Raw genomic sequence first — 17788 nt, 5'->3', positions numbered from 1 at the left:
CAAACCCCGATGCACCCAACGCTCAAGGCCGCTTTCCCGCTACCACGCAAACCGCTTTTGAGACCCGCTATTCTTCCAGCAGTTCAAAATCCGCCTTGGAAGCCCCACACTCAGGACAAACCCAGTCGTCGGGGATATCTTCAAAGCGCGTTCCCGGCGGAAGCCCGCCTTCAGGATCGCCTTCGGCCTCGTCATACACGTAGCCGCAGACCACGCATACGTACTTGCGATAGTCTCCAATCGTCACGATCGTTCTCCTTCGAATGAAACCAGTGAAAGAGCCTGCAAAGCGCTGGGATGGCGCACCAAAATCGAAACCTTCCCCCTCCGCCGCGCAGGCCAACCGCGCACTTCCACTTGCTTGCCAAGATACGCATACGGGGAAGGAAACCACTTCAGATTGGCTTTAGGGATGAGCACAACCAGGTCCGGGGCAAATTCGAGCTCGATGAAACTGCGCAAAGTCCGAATCTGTGCCACCTTGCCTTGCACCCTCTGCCAACCGTGGCGCTTTGCTCGGCGCAAGGTTTCAACCGGTTTGGGGGCAAAGGACCGCATTCCCCAGATCCCGCGTTTGGCTATTTCTGCCTCGCGTTGAGCCGCAAGGATCGCTTCGGCGTATTTGAGGTTGGGCGGATGGATATTGGTCACCGCCAAGCCCTCCCGAACCAAAGCCTGGTTGATGTGGCTGCCATCCGCAGTGAACAAATAAGCCAGCGTCCGGCCATACTTGTCTTGCGCCTCAACGTCGAATTCTAACCGCACCTGCCGCCCTAGAACCTGGCGTTGAAGCGCCCGCTTGGCCTGTTCTCCCCCCGGCTCGCCGTCCTTTGCGCGGGTCTTCACCTCAGGCGCATTGATGTTGAGCAAGCGCACCCGCCGGCCATCTGCAAGCTTGACCGTATCCCCGTCGTAAACATAAACCACTTGCTGGTAGGTAGTCGATGGGCGAAGCGCCACGCTGTTAAGGCGCGCGCCCTCCCACCCATAGACCGCCGCCAAGGCCGCAACCAGGGCGAGGATGGCAGAAATCTTACGGATCATTTAAAAAACTTAGGCGGCTTTTGAAGTTGGAGCGGCTGGCCCGACGATCTTCTCGCCGATGCTTTCTAAGCGTTGGATCTGAATGTAGCCGGCGTTGGTCAATTCAATTCCACCGTTAAGCAGAATCTGATAGAGCTCAGGCATTTTATAAACCAGATAACAAAAACCCCCGCTGACCGCCGCCGCCACCGGCATCGAAACGATCACCGGCAGCCCCAATCCTCCCAATGCCTGGATTAACACCGATAGGATATCCAGCGGCAACAGCAGCCAAGCGCCAAAGTAAACCAGCACAAAGAAGGAATAGAGCAACAAGGTGAGAAATTCGAATAAGCGAATCAAGCCGAGATTCAGCCACTTCATAACCGGTTACCCTTTAATCATCGTTTTAAAATCTCAAAGTATAGCAGAGCCTTGTCTGCAAAAACCTAAAAATAGCCTTAGGCGCAGACCCTTTAAACCTCAAAAGCCAAGCCGACGATGTGGTAACCTGCGTCCACGTAGAGCACTTCGCCAGTAATCCCCGAGGCCAAATCCGAGCACAAAAACGCCGCGGCGTTTCCTACCTCTTCGATGGTGACGTTCCGGCGCAAGGGCGAAGCCTTCTCCGCTTTGCTCAGCATCTCGCGAAAATTGCTGATGCCCGAGGCGGCCAGGGTTCGGATCGGGCCGGCCGAGATGGCGTTGACGCGAATCCCCAAAGGCCCTAAGGAAGCCGCCAAATAACGCACGTTGGCCTCCAAGCTGGCTTTCGCTACCCCCATGACGTTGTAGTTGGGGATCACCCGCTCGGCGCCCAAGTAACTCAAGGTCAACAGCGCCGCTCCCGGCCTAAGCATCGCCCGGCCCGCCTTGGCGAGGGCGGCAAGACTGTAGGAACTGATGTCGTGAGCGATGCGAAACGATTCCCGATCGACCGCGGTCAGATAATCCCCCTCTAAAGCTTGGCGCGGCGCATAGGCGATGGAGTGGACGATGCCGTCCAAACCGTCCCAATATTGACCCAAGTAATCGAAAACCCCCTGGATCTCCTCATCGCGGCTGACGTCCATCGGGCAAGTCAGACGACTCCCGCATTCGGCCGCCAGCGTCTCCACCCGCTCTTTGAGCTTATCGTTCTGATACGTAAACGCCAACTCTGCCCCTTCCCGCGCCATCGCCTGCGCGATGCCCCAGGCGATGGAGCGGTTGCTGGCCAGACCGGTGATCAAAACGCGCTTACCCTGCATAAATCCCATGGCGTTCCTCCGATTCTTGTAAAAGCGTAATTATACCCCGCCCTTGAGCAGCGCATGCCAAAGCGGCAGGCTGGTCAGGGAAAAAAGGGTGGTCGCGGTCACCAACAGCGCGTACAGACGGCTGTCCAAACCGAAGCGGTCGCACAACACCAGACCAAACAACATGCTTGGCATGCCGGCCTCAAGCACCAACGCAATCAGTTTATCACCGACAAATCCGAAGCGCTTGCCCAACCACCAACCGAAAAGAGGCATCAGCGCCAGTTTGATCGCGATCACCGGTCCCACCAACGACCCACTGCGCCAGCGCAAACTCCGCAAATCCAAACCCAGCCCCAACGCGAGCAACATCAAAGGCGTCACCGCCTGGGCCAAAAGCTCGAAAAAATCCAGCGCCCACCTCGGCAGCGACCAGCCCCCAAGATTCAAACCAAGCGCCAACCCCGCCGCCCACAACGGCGGCACGCGCAGCAGCGCCAAGAACGGGTCTTCATCTAGGCGCCTATCGCCTAAAGCCCTGGCCACGCTGACCCCTAAAGTCAGGACCAACGGGGTACACGCGAATAAATCCAACTGAATGACCAAAAGCGCGGCCCAATCGCCGAATGTTTGCTGGAGTACCGGCAGGCCTAGAAAAGTCACGTTCGGGAAGGTCACCGCCAGCCAAACCGCCCCCGCCTGGGTGGCCGGCAGCCGTCGCCAACGCCCGTAAAGCGCCGCCAAGATCCCCCCAAAACCTACGATCCCGACCCCGTAGCCGAGGATCAACCAAGTTTCTGCACTGAGGCTCGAGCGGCTCATCAATTTCAAAATCAGCCCAGGCAGGAACAAGTAATAAACAAGCTGAGTCAATACCAAACGCGTCTGATCCCCATCCAGTCCGCCCGGCCGCAAAGCACGCCAGGCGATACCGCATAAGATGAGCAGGCACATTTGGGTCAAAACCGAAGCCATGAATTCCTACCGGCATGGGCGCTTAAATTTTGTATCATGAAGCTTTACAACTCATGTCGGAAGAGCCTTATGCCTTTCATCCCGCCCCGCGAACGCTTAATCGTCGCCCTGGATCTTCCCACCCATACCCAGGCCAAGCAACTGGTCGAGCTCCTCGGGGAGGAAGTGTCCTTCTATAAAATCGGCCTCGAGCTGTTCATGGCCGGAGATTATTTCTCCTTGATCGACTGGCTGCACGCCCAAGGTAAAAAGGTCTTCGCCGACCTTAAGTTCTACGACATTCCCGCTACCGTGGAACGGGCGGTGCGCGCGTTGAGCCGCACCGGCGTCGAGTTCGTCACGGTCCACGGGGACCGCGCCATTATGGAGGCGGCTGCCCATGGCAAGGGCGAAGGGCTAAAAATCCTGGCGGTCACGGTGCTGACCAGTCTCGACGCGCAGGCCCTTAAAGAAATGGGATACGCAGAGGAGCTGACCTCGCTGGTGCAAAAGCGCGCCCGCCTCGCGCGGCAGGCAGGGATAGACGGCGTGGTCGCTTCAGGACTTGAGGCCGCCGCGGTCCGCAAAGCGGTCGGCAACGAGTTACTCATCGTCACCCCAGGAATCCGCTCCGATCTGGATCCTCTCGACGACCAGAAACGCACCGCAAGTTTAGAACAAGCTTTTGCCGCAAGCGCAGACTACGTGGTGGTCGGCCGCCCGATCCGCGATGCGGCCGAGCCCAAATCCGCGGCGCGCGCTTTCCAGGAGCGAATCCACCGGTTCTTTGCTTAATGCCCGCCTCGGCACTCGATCCAGTTTACCTGGCCGCTGCGATCATGGGGGTGTTTTCGAGCTTCCACTGCATCGGCATGTGCGGCTCGATCATCGGCGCGCTTACCTTGAGCCTAAGCCCTAAGATCCGCGCCTCAAAACGCCGCCTGACCCCTTTTGTGCTCAGCTACAACTTCGGGCGGATCGCCAGCTATGCCATGGCTGGGCTGATCGCTGGCAGCTTAAGATACGTTCTGGAGCTGCCGTTTGGCACCCAAGGCTACCGGCTGCTGCAACTGACTGCGGGCTTGGTCATGGCCGCTTGTGGCTTTTACATCGCCGGTTGGTTCCCCAAATTCGCTTATCTAGAAAGGTTCGGGGCGCGCCTGTGGCGGCTGCTCGAACCGGTAGGTCGAAGCATCCTGCCGGTGGCGAATTTGTCCCAGGCGTTTTTGTTCGGCATGATCTGGGGCTGGCTGCCCTGCGGGCTAGTCTATACCGCCCTGGCGCTGGCCGCCACCGCCGGCAGCCCGACCCGCGGCGCTCTGGCCATGGCGGCTTTCGGTGCGGGAACTTTACCTGCGGTCATAGGAGTCAGTATAATGACAAATTGGATGATACGCTTGGCCAAGATGCGCAGATTCCGGGTAGGCGCCGGAGTTTTCGTCATCTTACTGGCTGTGCTGGCGGCTTTCCCCAACTTAAATCCGTGGGTTATGCAGCAAATAAGAACAAATGGGGTAAATCTGATGGACAAATTCAAATCTCTGATCGGTAAGGCGCCAAACTTCGAGGCGCTTTTGCGCTCTGCGAAAATGGTAGCGGCCACCGACGTGACGGTCTTGATCGTAGGCGAAACGGGAACGGGCAAGGAAATGCTTGCTCAAGCCATTCAGCAATCCAGCCCGCGCGCTGATTGCCCGTTCATCACCATCAACTGCGCCGCCCTTCCTGAATCCCTGGCTGAATCGGAACTGTTCGGTCACCGCAAAGGCGCGTTCACCGGCGCGGTCAGCAATCAAATAGGCAAGCTGCAGGCCGCCGCCGGCGGGACGGTCTTGCTCGATGAAATCGATTCCATGCCCTACTCTTTGCAAGGCAAACTGCTCAGGTTCCTTGAAACCGGCGAGTGCCAGCCGGTGGGCGCAACCGCTACCGAACGAGTCGATGTACGAGTCATCGCGGCCACCAACGCCGATTTAGAACAAAAAATCCAAAGCGGTGCATTTCGCCAAGACCTTTATTACCGGTTAAACGTCGTGCCCCTGGAAATCCCGCCGCTGCGCGAGCGCAAGGAAGACATCCCGCTCTTGGCCGAGCACTTTATGCGTCAAGCCGCCAAAGAGCACGGTCTAACTCAAGCTCAATTCAGCAAGTCTGCCCTACAAGCGCTAATCGACTACCCCTGGCCTGGCAACGTGCGCGAGTTGCGCAACGTCTGCGAGCGGCTGGCGATTTTACTGGCCGGACGCACGATCGAAGCGAGCAACCTGCCGCCGGAAATCTTGACGCCTAAGGTGCGCGCCCCAAGCCGCTTTACTCTGCCTGCCAGCGGGGTATCTCTGGAAGAAGTGGAAATCGAATTGATCCGCCAGGCGTTAGAACGCACCGGCGGCAATCGCAGCCGATCCGCTAGGCTGTTAGGGATCAGCCGCGATACCCTGCTTTATAGGATGCAAAAGTACGGCCTCACCTAAAAAGGGTTGAAGCCTTTTTGGGCTAAGATCTTGAGTCTTAAGCCGTTGAGCTTGATAAAGCCTTCGGCGTCTTTTTGATTGTAGGCGCCTTGGTCGTCTTCGAAGGTCGCGACGGCCGCGTCGAATAGGCTGTTCTCGGACCGTCGCCCGACGACGCTGACGTTGCCCTTGTAAAGCTTAAGCCTGACCGTGCCGTTGACCGTAGCCTGGGAGGCATCGATCAGAGTTTGCAGCGCCTTGCGCTCGGGGCTCCACCAATAGCCGTTGTAGATCAAGCTGGCGTAACGCGGCATCAACTCGTCCTTAAGATGCGCCACTTCGCGGTCTAAAGTGATGGACTCGATCGCCCGGTGCGCCTTGAGCAAGATAGTGCCGCCAGGAGTCTCGTAACAACCCCGCGATTTCATCCCTACATAGCGGTTCTCGACCAAATCCAGCCGCCCGATTCCATGGGCGCTGCCGAGTCGATTCAGCGCCTCGAGCAACCGAGCCGGGGTCTTGGGCTCCCCGTTGACGGCTACCGGATCGCCTCGTTTGAAAGCGATTTCAACGTATTCAGGGACATCGGGAGCTTGCTCAGGCGCGACAGTCCAACGCCACATCGCCTCCTCCGGCTCCGCCCAAGGATCTTCTAGTCTCCCTCCTTCGTAGGAAATGTGCAGCAAGTTGGCGTCCATCGAATAAGGGGAGCCCTGCCCTGGCTTTTTATCAATGGGAATGCCATGGGTTTGGGCGTAAGCTAAAAGCTTCTCGCGGGAATTTAGATCCCACTCGCGCCACGGCGCAATAATCCTGATTCCGGGTTCTAAGGCATACGCCCCCAGCTCGAAACGGACTTGGTCATTCCCTTTGCCGGTTGCCCCGTGGGCGATGGCATCGGCGCCCACCTCACGCGCGATCTCGACCAGGCGCTTGGCAATCAAGGGCCTAGCGATCGAAGTGCCAAGCAGATACTCGCCCTCATACACCGCATTGGCGCGAAACATGGGAAAAACAAAATCGCGCGCAAATTCCTCTTTAAGGTCTTCGATGTAAACCTGCCGCACCCCTAGAGCCAAAGCCTTGGCGCGCGCAGACTCCAATTCTTCGCCTTGACCGATATCGGCGGTAAAGGTGACGACCTCGCAGCCGTAGGTCTCCTGCAGCCACTTGAGGATTACCGAAGTGTCCAGCCCACCCGAATAGGCAAGTACGACTTTATTGATTTTCTCTGCCATAGCTTTTTGGGTCTTCTAAAAAGGAAAATGGCCACCTTCAAGGTGGCCATTGTTTTAGGAGTTAGCTCAAACGCTCGCGGATCCGCAAATAGGCGTTTTTCAGCTCTTCGCCGATCACTTTGGCCGATTCAGCGAGTTCTTCGGCCACTTCTTTGCCGCCTTCCAAGGCTTCCTCGGCTTTGCTTTTAAAGCTTTCCCACTGCTTTTCAGCTTTTTCCCACTCTTGCTGCACCTCGAGTTTGGCCAGGTGCATTTTCAACCGCAGCTCGTCCCGTTCTTGCTTTAAGCCTTCGAGCAGGCGGTTGATATCGTCTTTTAAAGCCATTTTCGTTTCCTCTTAGGGTACCAAGCGCATGTAGGATAGGCCAAATCTCAAAGATCGTCTAGGTCAAAAACATCGCCGATTTGTTCGCGTAGGCGCTTGAGCTCAAGATATCGCTCCACCCGCCGACGGGCAGCGAGTTTGTCTTGATCTTTGCGCCAAGCAGAAAACAACTCGTCCACTTCTTTTTCAACCCCGTCTTCACTGACAAAATCTTGATTGTCTTGAAACCCATGTTCCAGATCGACCATACGCATCCTCTCACCAAGATCGTCAATGGATTTCCCCCGCACCCCGTCTCGGGAATGCGGGCAGTGCATTAGACAGATGCAAGCGCTAAGTTTCACCGATTTTGGGGCTAGGAAGACGCTTGGTTTAAACTTAATTTTCATATTATCATTGTCTTAAATGCGAACAATCAAGTATCTGCTATTTACCGCGATCGTTTGCCTTGGGCTTTTGGCGCGTACTGCCAACCTACAACCCGCGAGGTCGGTCATGGCGTTGACGCTTGTTTCCTCCGCGTTCCCCAACTACGGAAAAATTCCGCAAAAATATACTTGCGACGGCGAGGATGTTTCGCCGCCTCTGTCTTGGTCTGGGCTCCCAGAAGGCACGAAAAGCCTGGCTTTGATCGTAGATGACCCAGACGCTCCTGACCCCAAAGCCCCCAAGATGACCTGGGTGCACTGGGTGCTCTATAATCTCCCCCCCGATGCGGACGGGCTGTCCGAAGGCGTCGTCCACCTCCCCCCAGGAACCCGAGAAGGTTTAAACGACTGGAAGCGGACCGGTTACGGCGGTCCTTGTCCTCCGATCGGCGAGCATCGTTATTTTTTCAAGCTCTACGCGTTGGATACGGTGCTGCCGGACCTAGGCTACCCGACCAAGCGGCGGCTGGAGCAGGCAATGTCCGGGCACATCTTGGAAGAAACCGCGCTGGTCGGGACTTACGCGCGCCGCCGCTAGTTTTAACGCCTTGAATGGAATGCTAAAACCAATCGCCTCCAAAGGAAGGCAGGCATCGCTTTTGGCCTACGCCTTGTTCGCCGGCACCTGCTTTGCGGTGCTCCTCCCAGAGGTCAAGATCGCCTGGCTTTTGTACGCCAATCTGCCTCTCCTGTGCGTTTGGCCTTATGTGTGCAGGTTTTGGCACGCCCATCTACCCCAAGTGCTGCCCCAATCCGATGCCGGCTGGCCGGCGCTGCTTTGGGCCTACGCCGCGTTCCTAGGTGCCTGTCTTCTGGTTTTTATCCCCGGCAAAAAACTCTGGACCTTGTATGCCAGCCTGATGGTGCCGTGGTCGTGGCGCCATCTGCCGGAGCTTTGGGAGCTCGCCAAAGCGAGCCGGCTGTATCGGCTGATCCTACTGTATCTGGGCTATCTTTTGGCCAGCATGTTCTGGTCGCCGTACATCGAGGCGAAAGCGGTCCTTGCGACCGTCGCCTGCGCGGTTACGATCGCGCATTTCGTCCTGCTCACCGCAGGGCTCAGAGCCCGCCAGCAGGAGATCTTCGACCGTCAGCTCAAGAGGCTGTGCTTTCTGGCCGCAGCTTCGGCGGGCGTGGTCATTGCCGTCTGGTACAGCCAGCATCCTTTCCCGGAATCGCGCATGGAGGGTTTCGGCTACCTGGACAACCCCATCCAGGGGGCCGCTGTCTTTGGCGTCTTCGCCCTGGTCGCCTGGGATCGGATACTGCGTTTTGCGCCTTGCGCCGAGCGCTTAACCTATGGTTTGGTGGTTCTGACGATCTTGGCTTACGCGAGTCTGAGTTGGACCAGAAGCGTGCTTTTAGCCCTAGCCGCAGGGATCGCAATTCTTACCCTGCCGCGCCTCGACCGAAGAACGCTTTGGTCCTTGGGGATGTTAAGCTTGGCTGGGTTGGTTCTGCTCAGCCTAACCCCAGAACTCGCTGTCAAACTGATGCGCCCTGAACCTTATCGCCCCTACATCTGGCTGGATGCGATGACGCAAGCGCTCCGCCACCCGTGGTTTGGCCAAGGGTACTTTTCCGATCCGAGCGGCGTGACGAGGTTAGCCGACGGCAGTTTGTACCGCTACGCTCACTCTCACAGTCTCCTTCTTGAGAACTTTAGGATAGGCGGAATCGTCGGCTTAGGGTTAGCGATTTGGCTTTCGGTTTACAGCTTATACCACGCTTTCCGAGGAGGTCTTACGGCAGGAAAGTTATTACCGCTTGCCCTTTTAGTCTACGGCTTGCTCTGCATCACGCCAAACGGCTGGCTGCTTTTGCCCGGGATCCGAGTCAAGGAAGTGTGGCTCATATTTTGGCTTCCCTTAGGCCTCGCGGTGAGCGAGGAGTTACGGCAAAGTCAGACCCCCGCCCACATCACCAAAGTATCGCGCAGCGCTGGATAGCGATCCTGGCGTTTAAAAGCAATCCGTTTCTCTAGCTTACGCTTACGATACAAACCCTTCCAAAACGGGGGGCAAACCACCGGATTCAAGCTCGTAAAATGAAATGCCCGTGGCGCAAAACCCGCTCGCATTAACACCTTGGCCAAGGTATAAGGAGTAAACCAATAACGGTGGTCGGTATTGATGCGTTCCTCCCCTTTGAGCGCGTGGCGAAAGTTTTTCCAGGAAAACGCATTGGGCACGGTAACCAACAGACTGCCGATACAGGAGCCGTAGCGCTTGCGGATGCCGGTAAGGAACGCGACCGGATCGTCGAGATGCTCGATCACCTCGCCGAGCAACAAAACGTCCCACTGCCTATTCTGCAACGCCGGCACGTCTTCCGCAGCCAAGTCGGCGCAATAGACTTCGTTCAATCCCAAGGTTTGGGCGAGATATTCAATCCCCTCCGCGTCGATGTCCACCCCCGCGCAAAGGGAGGCGACTTCGACCAGCTTTTGGTGCAACCAAGTACTTTTGGCTAGGCGCGCGGCGGCATTTTCCGGACCATGATCCACGCATCCGACATGGATCACCGAGCGCCTGGCCAACACCTGCTTGAGATAAGCGGTCCGCCCCAGCCACCAGGGCGGCAGCGGCTCCTGCTCCTCCAAAAAAGGAATCTTGAGGCTATCGGAAAACGCTTGACCGCGAAGATAAGGCAAAATTTCTGCCGGAAAGCGCATTTAATCTCCTAAATTACCCAGCAAAATGGCCTCATAGGCGTCGATGGCGCGCTTCTCATCAAAAGCAGCGGCCCGCTCCCGAAGCTTTTGCGGGTCAGGGGGATGATCGAGCGTCTCCTTCATCGCTTGGGCCAAGGCGCCGGCATTCCCTACCGGAACCAGCCGACCGTAACGCCCGCCTTCCAAGATTTCCGCAGGGCCGCTAGGGCAGTCGGTGCTGACGACCGGCGTGCCACAGGCTAAAGCCTCGATGAGCACGGTCGGCAAGCCTTCCCAAAGCGAGGAGAGGACCAAAAGAGAAGCTCTGGCCATATAAGGCAGTGGGTTGGGTCTAAACCCCAAAAACGCAACATCCTGCGCGATTCCCAGACTTTGGATCAAATCTTTTAGCCGAGCAACTTGGTTGGCATTGCCGCTGCCCAGGATCGCGAGCCGGGCCGGACGTTCTTGACGCAGCCTGGCAAAGGCACAAAGCAGGGTGGGATAATCCTTCTGCCGCGCCAATCTTCCGACGGCCACTACGACGGGGACGCTTTTCTCCTGAAACCACGGATGATCGACAGGTTCGTTCACGCCCCGAGAAAACTCGGCTCCGACGACCGGGTTGTAGATCACTTTCACCCGCTCGCTCGGGAGACCCAGGGTATGCACCAAATCGTCGGCGACCCCGCGGGAGACCGCGATGATCTCATCTGCCTGGAGATAGGCGCGGCGCATCGCCGGCACGAGCAATTGGGCCCGGCGCTGGAGTTTAGGCACACCGACCGAAAAGTGGCTGTGCTCGCTGATCACCACGCACACGGGAACTTTAGCCAGCCGCCTGGCAAGAACCGCCTCGATGTTGAGGAACGGGGTCGCCGCGAACAAGACCGTAGGGCGGCGGCTGGCTAGATATTTAGCCAAAGCCGGCAACCAAGGCAAGGTTTTGGAGCGATAGCGGCGGCCGAAAAATATCCGCGGCGCAAGCCACGCCATCGCCGGATCAGCCCGCAGGACTGCCCGCCGAGAAGCTAGACCGCTTGACGGTTCGAGGACGTGAAGATGCAGTCTGCCCCCGAGCAGAAAGGCTAGCTCCCCTTCGGGCTCGCACACCACAAGATCGACCGCATATCCCCGCTCGGCAAGCGCTCGGGCGATCTTCAGCACGACGCGCTGAACCCCCCCACCGCTCAGATTGGGAAGATAAAAAGCAACTAGGGCGCTCATCGAACCATCAGGCGCTTGATGCTTTGTACGACTTTGGGAAGCTCATCGGGTATCTCCAAATCACGAGAAGAATAAGGAAATCTTCCTTGCCCCAAGGGCACCGCCCATCCGCGTTCAAACAGCAGGCGATGCAAAGCAGAAAAATCGCGTCCACCGAACCACACCCGTAGAACTCGATCCAAACCTAAAGTTGTGCGCTGGAGCGGCAGCGGAAAAATCGCCAAAGGTTTATTAAGACGCATTACCTCCACCATCATGGAAACGCTGTCGGCGGTGACGATACAGCCTTCGGCCAAGCCCAAAAGGGCAAGATACGGGTTGTCTTCCGGCTCGTCTAGTCCATAGCGGTAGAGCCGGGCGTTTTCTGGCATGGACGCTGCCAAGGCTTGCACCACCTCCGCGGGAGTGCGGCGACTGGTGGAAAAATAAAGCGTCCCTTGACCGCACACCGCCTGCGCCTGTTCGACCAGCCTACGCGCCACCTCAGCGTCCATGCGGTAAGGCTTGGTCGCTCCGCCGACCAACACCGCGATCAGCGGCCTTGGCAACGCCAGAAAGCGCTCGCGCCAAGCTAAGACTGCTTGAGCGACGGCGCTTTCATCAACCCGCAGTAAAGGCAGGGTAAGTTTGAGCACATTGGGACGCTCGGGCAGCACATATTGCGCCGGAGCCACGACCAAATCAAATTGGGAAAAATACCCCTTAGGCCGTCCCAGCAATACGATTTTCGTGTGGCTACCGGATTGCTGCTTGATCCACAAGGCAGCCATCGCCGGCCGCCGGCCGATGGTGATCAATAAATCCGGCCAGGGGGGAGTCAAGGGATCCGACAGAGCGCGATCGAGATGCTCCAAAGACGGTTTGAATTTAGGTTTGCCCAGCCGGTAAGGGGCCTGAAACACCAAGCGCTTGGTTTCCACCGGCCAGCCGAGCGCTGTGGTCACGGCCAAAGCCTGGGCGTTGTCGCCCGCTTTGTCGCCGATGACCATCCAGACACGAGGTAAATTTTGCATCTCGATCAAAAACGCTTTATTAAAGTTGCCTTAATGTTACAATTTGTAGGATAAAAACCAAAGAGGTGCCCAAGATGAACGTAAAATCGCTCATGCGCCGCGCCATCATCAAAACCGGAAAGTTCCTAACCCGCCTGGTGGATAAATTTTTGGCCAGCCAGTCTCTGATCGGCGACCCGCCGGTGTTTGATCCCGCCCAATTCGATTGGGTCAAAACCTTAGAACAAAACTATTCCGTCATCCGCCGGGAAGCCGAGCAACTGCTCAAGGAACGCGAACTGATCCCGGCGTTTCACGAAATTTCGCCCGATCAGACCCGGATCTCGCAGGGCGATCACTGGAAGACTTTTTTCTTGTACGGTTTCAATCGCCGGATTGAGACCAATTGCCAACGCTGCCCAGAGACCGCCAAAGTGTTGGAACAGATTCCGGGGATGATGACTGCCTGGTTTTCCTTCATCGACCCGGGTTGCCGCATCCCCCCCCATCGGGGGCCGACCAAGAGCTTTATCGTCTGCCACTTGGGCCTCATCGTCCCTAAAGAGCGCGAGAAGTGTTTTCTGCGCGTGGCCGAGCAAAAACTCTTGTGGGAAGAAGGCAAGTGCTTTATTTTCGACGACACCTACGAGCACGAGGTGCAAAACGACACCGAAGAACACCGAGTGGTGCTGTTGCTCCACGTGGAGCGCCCGCTTACCTGGCCCGGGAAAATCGTCAGCCGGCTGTGGCTGGCTTTAATCAAAGCTTCCCCTTACGTGCAAGACGGCATCAAAAACATGAAACACTGGGAAGACCGTTACGCCGCCGCCCTCAGGCGAATGGAGCAGCGACCCGTCCATGGCGGCTAATCCTAAACCGAACCCGCAGCGCCTTCCGGCGCTGCCGTTTTTTCCCGACTTTTTCCTGGTCGGCGCCCCACGCTGCGGGACCACGGCGATGAGCCATTACCTGGGCCACCATCCCAACATCTGCTTTTCCCGGCCCAAAGAACCGCATTTCTTCAGCCTGCTGCGCAAACAGTACCCTGAACTCGACGAACAATATTATCTCCGCCACTGCTTTGCGCATTATGATCCCGACCGCCACTGGCGCATCGGTGAGGGTTCGGTCTCGTACCTTTACGACCCCGAAGCCATCGCCCAGATCTTGGATTTGAACCCCAACGCGCGCTTTTTGGTCATGGTGCGCAATCCGGTAGATTTGGTTTATTCCTACCACGCCCGCTTGGTGGCGCTCTTGGAAGAGGATCAAGAGGACTTTGCCGTTGCCTGGCGCTTACAGGAAGCACGCCGGCGCGGCCAACACATCCCTAAGCTCTGCCGTGATCCCATGCTCCTGCAATACGCCGAGATCGGCCGCTTAGGAAAACATCTGGCGCGCTTATTTCAGCAGGCCGGGCACGAGCGCTGCTTGGTCTTGGTGTTTGACGACTTCATCGCCGACCCCTTGGCCAGTTACTTAAAAACCCTTGAATTCCTAAAAGTACCCTACGACGGCAGGACGAATTTCCCGCGTAAAGAAGGCAATAAATATCCGCGATTTAAATGGCTGCAGCGCTGGCTGACGCGTCCACCCAAGCGGGTAGAAAACTTTCTCGCTACCTTGGAGCACCAGCGCGCGCGCAAGCGCTCACGCCATCACCCACTCAAACGCTTGCGCAAGTTCTTGCTCAAGCACAACGTCGTCTACCGCCCTCGTCCCCCTCTACCCCCAGCTTTGCGGGAGGAACTGTTGGCGACCTTCCGGGAGGATATAGAACGCCTCGCAAGCTTGTTAAAGCGCGACCTGAGCCCTTGGCTAAAGCGTTAAAGCGCCCACCCGCACCGCTTCAAATCCACTAGGAAAGTTCCAGAGGCGCGAGCACCTCTTCTACGCTCTGCGCACGCTCAACGAGCTCCAGAGCATCCGGACGCAGGTACCCCAAATCGATGTGCTCGCGCACAAGCTCAAACGTTACCAGGCCATGGTCTAAGCATTCGCGCAAATAGGCAAAAAACAAGGCCTCCTGGCGTCGGTCGGGATGGCGCAGATAGCGGGGCAAGCCCGCATAGGGGCCAAACAGCTTGCGGCGCGCTTTCATCAGCCAACCGAACGGCGGAAACGGCGGGAAATTTTCCACCGGCAGATAATCCATTTTCAGCCCCGTCTTCCAAGGCTGGGTCACGCGGCGGGTATTGTGGAGCAGGCGGGTCTTGGGGGTCAAACGGTCAAAATCGTTCCACACCTCTTCCAAAATCCCGATGGTTTTAGGGTCCTCGTATTCCAAACCGAGCCAGCGGCGGTAGTCGCGCGCGCCGGAGAACAACTCGGCAAACTGCGCCTCCGCCTGCCAATGGCGCAGCTTAGCGCAATCGAGCAGCATCACCGAACTGGCATAACGGCCGCGCACCGCCCGCTTTACCCCGGCGTGGGTGCGGCAGAGGATCGCCTTGCCTTCCATATCGCGCGTCAACAGCTCCATGACATCGCCGACCGCGAACACGTCCGGGTCGACCACCAGCGCCCGGCCCTGGTAACCCATTCGCTCGGGCGGGGCAAAGCGCAGCGGGGTAAACGACTGAAGGTCCTCGTTGAGCCACGGTTGCCACGTCCCACCGCGCAGATACAGCTTGCCCTGATAGCGCTCGAACCAGGCAAAATCGCGCTTATCTAGGATCTCGACCGCAAACGCCTCCGGTGCTTGCGAGCGGCGCTTGAAAGAATACGCCGCAACTACCGCCCCCAGATATTGTTTGGCATTGGTATGGACAAAAACCCGTAAAGCTGTCATCCTGCTCCCCCATAGGTGGTTGAAATCCCCCATTGCGCCACCGCTTGGATTGGAACGCTTGAATTTCTCATATAAGAATCAATCACTTAAAGTATGGCACTTAAAATGCTTAAAAATCTTCTGGGAAGAGAAGACTTCCTAAGCTTGGTTCATTCTAACTCACGAGAGGACGTGTCATGAAAAAGATCCTGCTTGCTTTGTTATTAGCGTTTTCCGCCACGACGCTGGCGGTGGCCGGCGTGGCCGAGGCCCCCAAAGCCGCACCGCAAAAGCCGATGGTCAAAAAGCACAAAGCTCGAGCTAAGAAACCGAAAAAGGCTCCCGTCAAGGCCGAAAAGGCCAAGGAAACCACTCCTTCGCCCGCTCCCGCGGGTCAACCCTCGCCGCAATACTGATAGCGCACCTCGCTGGGGGAGGCAGAAGCCTCCCCCAGCCATCTCCCGCGATGGCGCATCCACCCTGCCTGGGACTTGATGGATGTGTGGGATTGCCGGGTTTCTAGACCACCGCAGCGCTGCGGAACTTGCGCGCACGGCCGCCGCCATGGCGGCAACGCTGCGCCACCGGGGGCCGGACGATGTCGGGGTATGGACCGACCCCGCGGCCGGGGTAGCGCTCGCCCACCGGCGTCTGGCGATCCTGGATCGGTCGCCCGCCGGCCATCAACCCATGGAGTCTGCGTGCGGCCGCTATGTGCTGACCTACAACGGCGAAATCTACAACCACCCCGAACTGCGCGCTGAGCTGTCCGCCTTAGGACACGCGTTTCGCGGGCATTCCGATACCGAGGTACTGGTCGAGGCCTTGGCCGAATGGGGGGTCGAGGCGACCTTGCCCAAGCTCAACGGCATGTTCGCATTCGCCCTCTTCGACCGCGCCACCCGCACCCTGACGCTGGCCCGCGATCGCTTCGGAATCAAACCGCTGTTTTGGGCGCGCTTCGGCAAGCGGTTTTTGTTTGCTTCCGAACTTAAGGCGCTGCGTGCCCATCCGGGCTGGCAGCCTAAGATCGATCCGGAAAGCCTTGGCGCCTATGTGCGGTGGGGACACGTGCCGGCCCCCTACTCTATCTATCGCGGGGTATATAAGTTGTTGCCCGGCACGTGGTTGGCCTTGACTCCTAAAAGCGAGCCTAAGATTTCAAGTTACTTCGATCCTGCCCAAGCCGCCGCGGCCGCGCAAGCCAATCGGTTGGCCATGAGCGAGGCGGAGGCGATCGAGGAACTCGACGCCTTGCTCGGCGATGCCGTTGCCCGATGCATGGTCGCGGACGTGCCGGTGGGGGCGTTTTTCTCAGGCGGCATCGATTCGTCGTTGATCGCTGCGCTCATGCAGGCGCGAAGCAGCCAGCCGGTGCATACGTTCACGGTCGGTTTTCAGGAGAGGCACTACGACGAGGCCGCGCACGCGCGCAAAGTGGCAAACTACTTGGGCACCGTCCATGCCGAGGTGATGGTCACGCCCAAGGACGCCCTGGCGCTCGTCCCGAGGCTGCCGTACTGGTTCGACGAGCCTTTGCTCGTCCGCTCGCAGATTCCGGCCATGATGGTCTCGGCGCTGGCCCGTCGCGAAGTGATCGTAGCGCTGTGCGGTGACGGCGCCGACGAGTTGTTCGGCGGCTACCCCGGCTACTTCCTCGCGCGCGCGGTGCATCGGGCGACCGCCGGCTTGCCGCCACCCTTACGCCGGCTGGCGGCGGCCACCCTGGACGGTCTGATCGCCACCGCGGCCGCCCTGACCAGGATTCTGCCGGCGGCGCACCGACCTGGACTGCCAACCAATCAGGCCAGGCAGATCGCCGCCGTCGTACGCGCCGGCGGCGGCATCCCCGAACTCTATGCGCAACTGTATAGCGCCACGGCCGAGACGCTGCCGCTTGCAGGCAGGACCAGTGAGCATCCCCTACTTTGGCAAAAGGCAAAGCATCTAAACGCTATGGCCAATCCCATCGATCGCATGGGCTATTTCGCGCTGCTTGGCACCTTGGTGGACAGGACGCTCGCCAAAGTGGATCGGGCGAGCATGGCGCACGGCTTAGAAGTGCGGGTGCCGTTCTTAGATCACCGCATCGTCGAATACGCCTGGCGCCTGCCGGCAGCGCTTAAATACTCTGGTCAAACAGGCAGCAAACCCCTATTGCGCCGCCTGCTGTATCGCTACGTGCCGCCTGAACTGGTCGATCGCCTGAAGCGAGGGTTTTCCTGCCCGCTTCCTGGCTGGCTGCGCGGTCCCTTGCGAGAATGGGCGGAAGAGCTGCTCGATGAGCGGCAATTGCGGGAAGAAGGGCTGTTCGATCCCGCCGCCGTACGCGAGTGTTGGAACCGGCACCTTTTAGGCTCTGCCAATTATTGGCAACTGCTTTGGACCATCCTGATGTTCCGCCAATGGCAGCGCACTTGGGCCGCCGCGCCTGTACCCACCGCTGACACCTTAGCGACTCCCCTTAAAGTTCACCGCGCCTGATCGCCG

Annotated in this window: 20 protein-coding genes and 1 pseudogene; 9 read left to right on the top strand and 12 right to left on the bottom strand. The window is 58.2% G+C overall.

The features are described from left to right. Positions 1 to 67: 67 nt before the first annotated feature. From rd to ACYQ3M_RS07870, 5 genes are all read right to left on the bottom strand, one after another. Positions 68 to 247 carry a rubredoxin gene (gene rd, locus ACYQ3M_RS07890; RefSeq protein WP_460035525.1) on the bottom strand — a complete coding sequence of 60 codons (180 nt, stop codon included), beginning with the start codon at positions 245 to 247 and terminating at the stop codon, positions 68 to 70. Continuing rightward, a complete protein-coding gene (locus tag ACYQ3M_RS07885) occupies positions 244 to 1044 on the bottom strand; it encodes a thermonuclease family protein (protein ID WP_460035524.1) in 801 nt (266 codons plus the stop codon). The genes rd and ACYQ3M_RS07885 overlap by 4 nt, the downstream gene beginning before the upstream one ends. A gap of 9 nt (positions 1045 to 1053) precedes the next feature. After that, a complete protein-coding gene (locus ACYQ3M_RS07880; RefSeq protein WP_460035523.1) occupies positions 1054 to 1407 on the bottom strand; it encodes a hypothetical protein in 354 nt (117 codons plus the stop codon). Between the two features lie 92 nt (positions 1408 to 1499). Then, positions 1500 to 2282 (bottom strand): enoyl-ACP reductase FabI, encoded by a 783-nt coding sequence (locus ACYQ3M_RS07875; protein ID WP_460035522.1) that lies wholly within the window; start codon positions 2280 to 2282, stop codon positions 1500 to 1502. Positions 2283 to 2312: 30 nt separating this feature from the next. Further along, the gene (locus ACYQ3M_RS07870) at positions 2313 to 3236 is read right to left on the bottom strand and encodes an AEC family transporter (RefSeq protein WP_460035521.1); all 924 of its coding nucleotides are present in this window, start codon (positions 3234 to 3236) and stop codon (positions 2313 to 2315) included. Positions 3237 to 3305: 69 nt separating this feature from the next. Between ACYQ3M_RS07870 and pyrF the strand changes: the two genes are divergently transcribed. The 3 genes and pseudogenes from pyrF to ACYQ3M_RS07855 all read left to right on the top strand — a co-directional run bounded on the left by pyrF (position 3306) and on the right by ACYQ3M_RS07855 (position 5686). After that, a complete protein-coding gene (pyrF, locus tag ACYQ3M_RS07865; protein WP_460035520.1) occupies positions 3306 to 4010 on the top strand; it encodes an orotidine-5'-phosphate decarboxylase in 705 nt (234 codons plus the stop codon). Then, positions 4010 to 4657: pseudogene (locus ACYQ3M_RS07860) on the top strand (sulfite exporter TauE/SafE family protein); the annotation flags it as partial. The gene pyrF and the pseudogene ACYQ3M_RS07860, both read left to right, overlap by 1 nt. Before the next feature lie 81 nt (positions 4658 to 4738). Next, complete coding sequence (locus tag ACYQ3M_RS07855; RefSeq protein WP_460035591.1) at positions 4739 to 5686, top strand: sigma-54 interaction domain-containing protein; 948 nt, start codon at positions 4739 to 4741, stop codon at positions 5684 to 5686. Here the strand turns inward: ACYQ3M_RS07855 and ACYQ3M_RS07850 are convergent. The 3 genes from ACYQ3M_RS07850 to ACYQ3M_RS07840 all read right to left on the bottom strand — a co-directional run bounded on the left by ACYQ3M_RS07850 (position 5683) and on the right by ACYQ3M_RS07840 (position 7482). After that, positions 5683 to 6903 carry an argininosuccinate synthase gene (locus ACYQ3M_RS07850; protein WP_460035519.1) on the bottom strand — a complete coding sequence of 407 codons (1221 nt, stop codon included), beginning with the start codon at positions 6901 to 6903 and terminating at the stop codon, positions 5683 to 5685. The two genes, ACYQ3M_RS07855 and ACYQ3M_RS07850, sit on opposite strands and share 4 nt — an antisense overlap. Before the next feature lie 61 nt (positions 6904 to 6964). Then, a complete protein-coding gene (locus tag ACYQ3M_RS07845; RefSeq protein WP_460035518.1) occupies positions 6965 to 7228 on the bottom strand; it encodes a hypothetical protein in 264 nt (87 codons plus the stop codon). 47 nt (positions 7229 to 7275) lie between these two features. Beyond that, positions 7276 to 7482 carry a PA3496 family putative envelope integrity protein gene (locus tag ACYQ3M_RS07840; RefSeq protein ID WP_460035517.1) on the bottom strand — a complete coding sequence of 69 codons (207 nt, stop codon included), beginning with the start codon at positions 7480 to 7482 and terminating at the stop codon, positions 7276 to 7278. A gap of 241 nt (positions 7483 to 7723) precedes the next feature. Here ACYQ3M_RS07840 and ACYQ3M_RS07835 point away from each other — a divergent pair, with 241 nt between their 5' ends. Then, entirely contained in the window at positions 7724 to 8194 is a 471-nt protein-coding gene (locus ACYQ3M_RS07835; protein ID WP_460035516.1) for a YbhB/YbcL family Raf kinase inhibitor-like protein, read from the top strand. 19 nt (positions 8195 to 8213) lie between these two features. Next, entirely contained in the window at positions 8214 to 9605 is a 1392-nt protein-coding gene (locus ACYQ3M_RS07830; protein ID WP_460035515.1) for an O-antigen ligase family protein, read from the top strand. Here the strand turns inward: ACYQ3M_RS07830 and ACYQ3M_RS07825 are convergent. Genes ACYQ3M_RS07825 through ACYQ3M_RS07815 form a run of 3 tightly spaced genes read right to left on the bottom strand, consistent with a single transcriptional unit; the run spans position 9560 to position 12549 of the window. Next, positions 9560 to 10330: a class I SAM-dependent methyltransferase gene (locus tag ACYQ3M_RS07825; RefSeq protein ID WP_460035514.1), complete on the bottom strand. Its 771-nt coding sequence runs from the start codon at positions 10328 to 10330 to the stop codon at positions 9560 to 9562. The genes ACYQ3M_RS07830 and ACYQ3M_RS07825 overlap by 46 nt on opposite strands. Further along, on the bottom strand, positions 10331 to 11536 hold the full coding sequence (locus tag ACYQ3M_RS07820) for a glycosyltransferase (RefSeq protein WP_460035513.1): 1206 nt from the start codon (positions 11534 to 11536) through the stop codon (positions 10331 to 10333). It abuts the gene before it with no gap. Continuing rightward, positions 11533 to 12549, bottom strand: coding sequence for a mitochondrial fission ELM1 family protein (locus ACYQ3M_RS07815; protein WP_460035512.1), 1017 nt, complete (start codon positions 12547 to 12549; stop codon positions 11533 to 11535). The genes ACYQ3M_RS07820 and ACYQ3M_RS07815 overlap by 4 nt, the downstream gene beginning before the upstream one ends. Before the next feature lie 74 nt (positions 12550 to 12623). On the opposite strand from ACYQ3M_RS07815, the gene ACYQ3M_RS07810 reads away from it, so the two are divergent. Then, entirely contained in the window at positions 12624 to 13397 is a 774-nt protein-coding gene (locus ACYQ3M_RS07810; RefSeq protein WP_460035511.1) for an aspartyl/asparaginyl beta-hydroxylase domain-containing protein, read from the top strand. Further along, a complete protein-coding gene (locus ACYQ3M_RS07805) occupies positions 13387 to 14358 on the top strand; it encodes a sulfotransferase family protein (protein ID WP_460035510.1) in 972 nt (323 codons plus the stop codon). The genes ACYQ3M_RS07810 and ACYQ3M_RS07805 overlap by 11 nt, the downstream gene beginning before the upstream one ends. 28 nt (positions 14359 to 14386) lie before the next feature. Here ACYQ3M_RS07805 and ACYQ3M_RS07800 read toward each other — a convergent pair whose 3' ends face one another. Continuing rightward, positions 14387 to 15319, bottom strand: a complete 933-nt coding sequence (locus ACYQ3M_RS07800; protein ID WP_460035509.1) for a hypothetical protein — start codon at positions 15317 to 15319, stop codon at positions 14387 to 14389. Between the two features lie 176 nt (positions 15320 to 15495). On the opposite strand from ACYQ3M_RS07800, the gene ACYQ3M_RS07795 reads away from it, so the two are divergent. After that, complete coding sequence (locus ACYQ3M_RS07795; RefSeq protein ID WP_460035508.1) at positions 15496 to 15714, top strand: hypothetical protein; 219 nt, start codon at positions 15496 to 15498, stop codon at positions 15712 to 15714. Positions 15715 to 15796: 82 nt separating this feature from the next. Continuing rightward, on the top strand, positions 15797 to 17782 hold the full coding sequence (asnB, locus tag ACYQ3M_RS07790; RefSeq protein WP_460035507.1) for an asparagine synthase (glutamine-hydrolyzing): 1986 nt from the start codon (positions 15797 to 15799) through the stop codon (positions 17780 to 17782). Positions 17783 to 17788: the final 6 nt, after the last annotated feature.

It is taken from the genome of Methylothermus subterraneus, from assembly GCF_054656915.1.
This window is presented reverse-complemented; position numbering and strand designations above follow the sequence as displayed.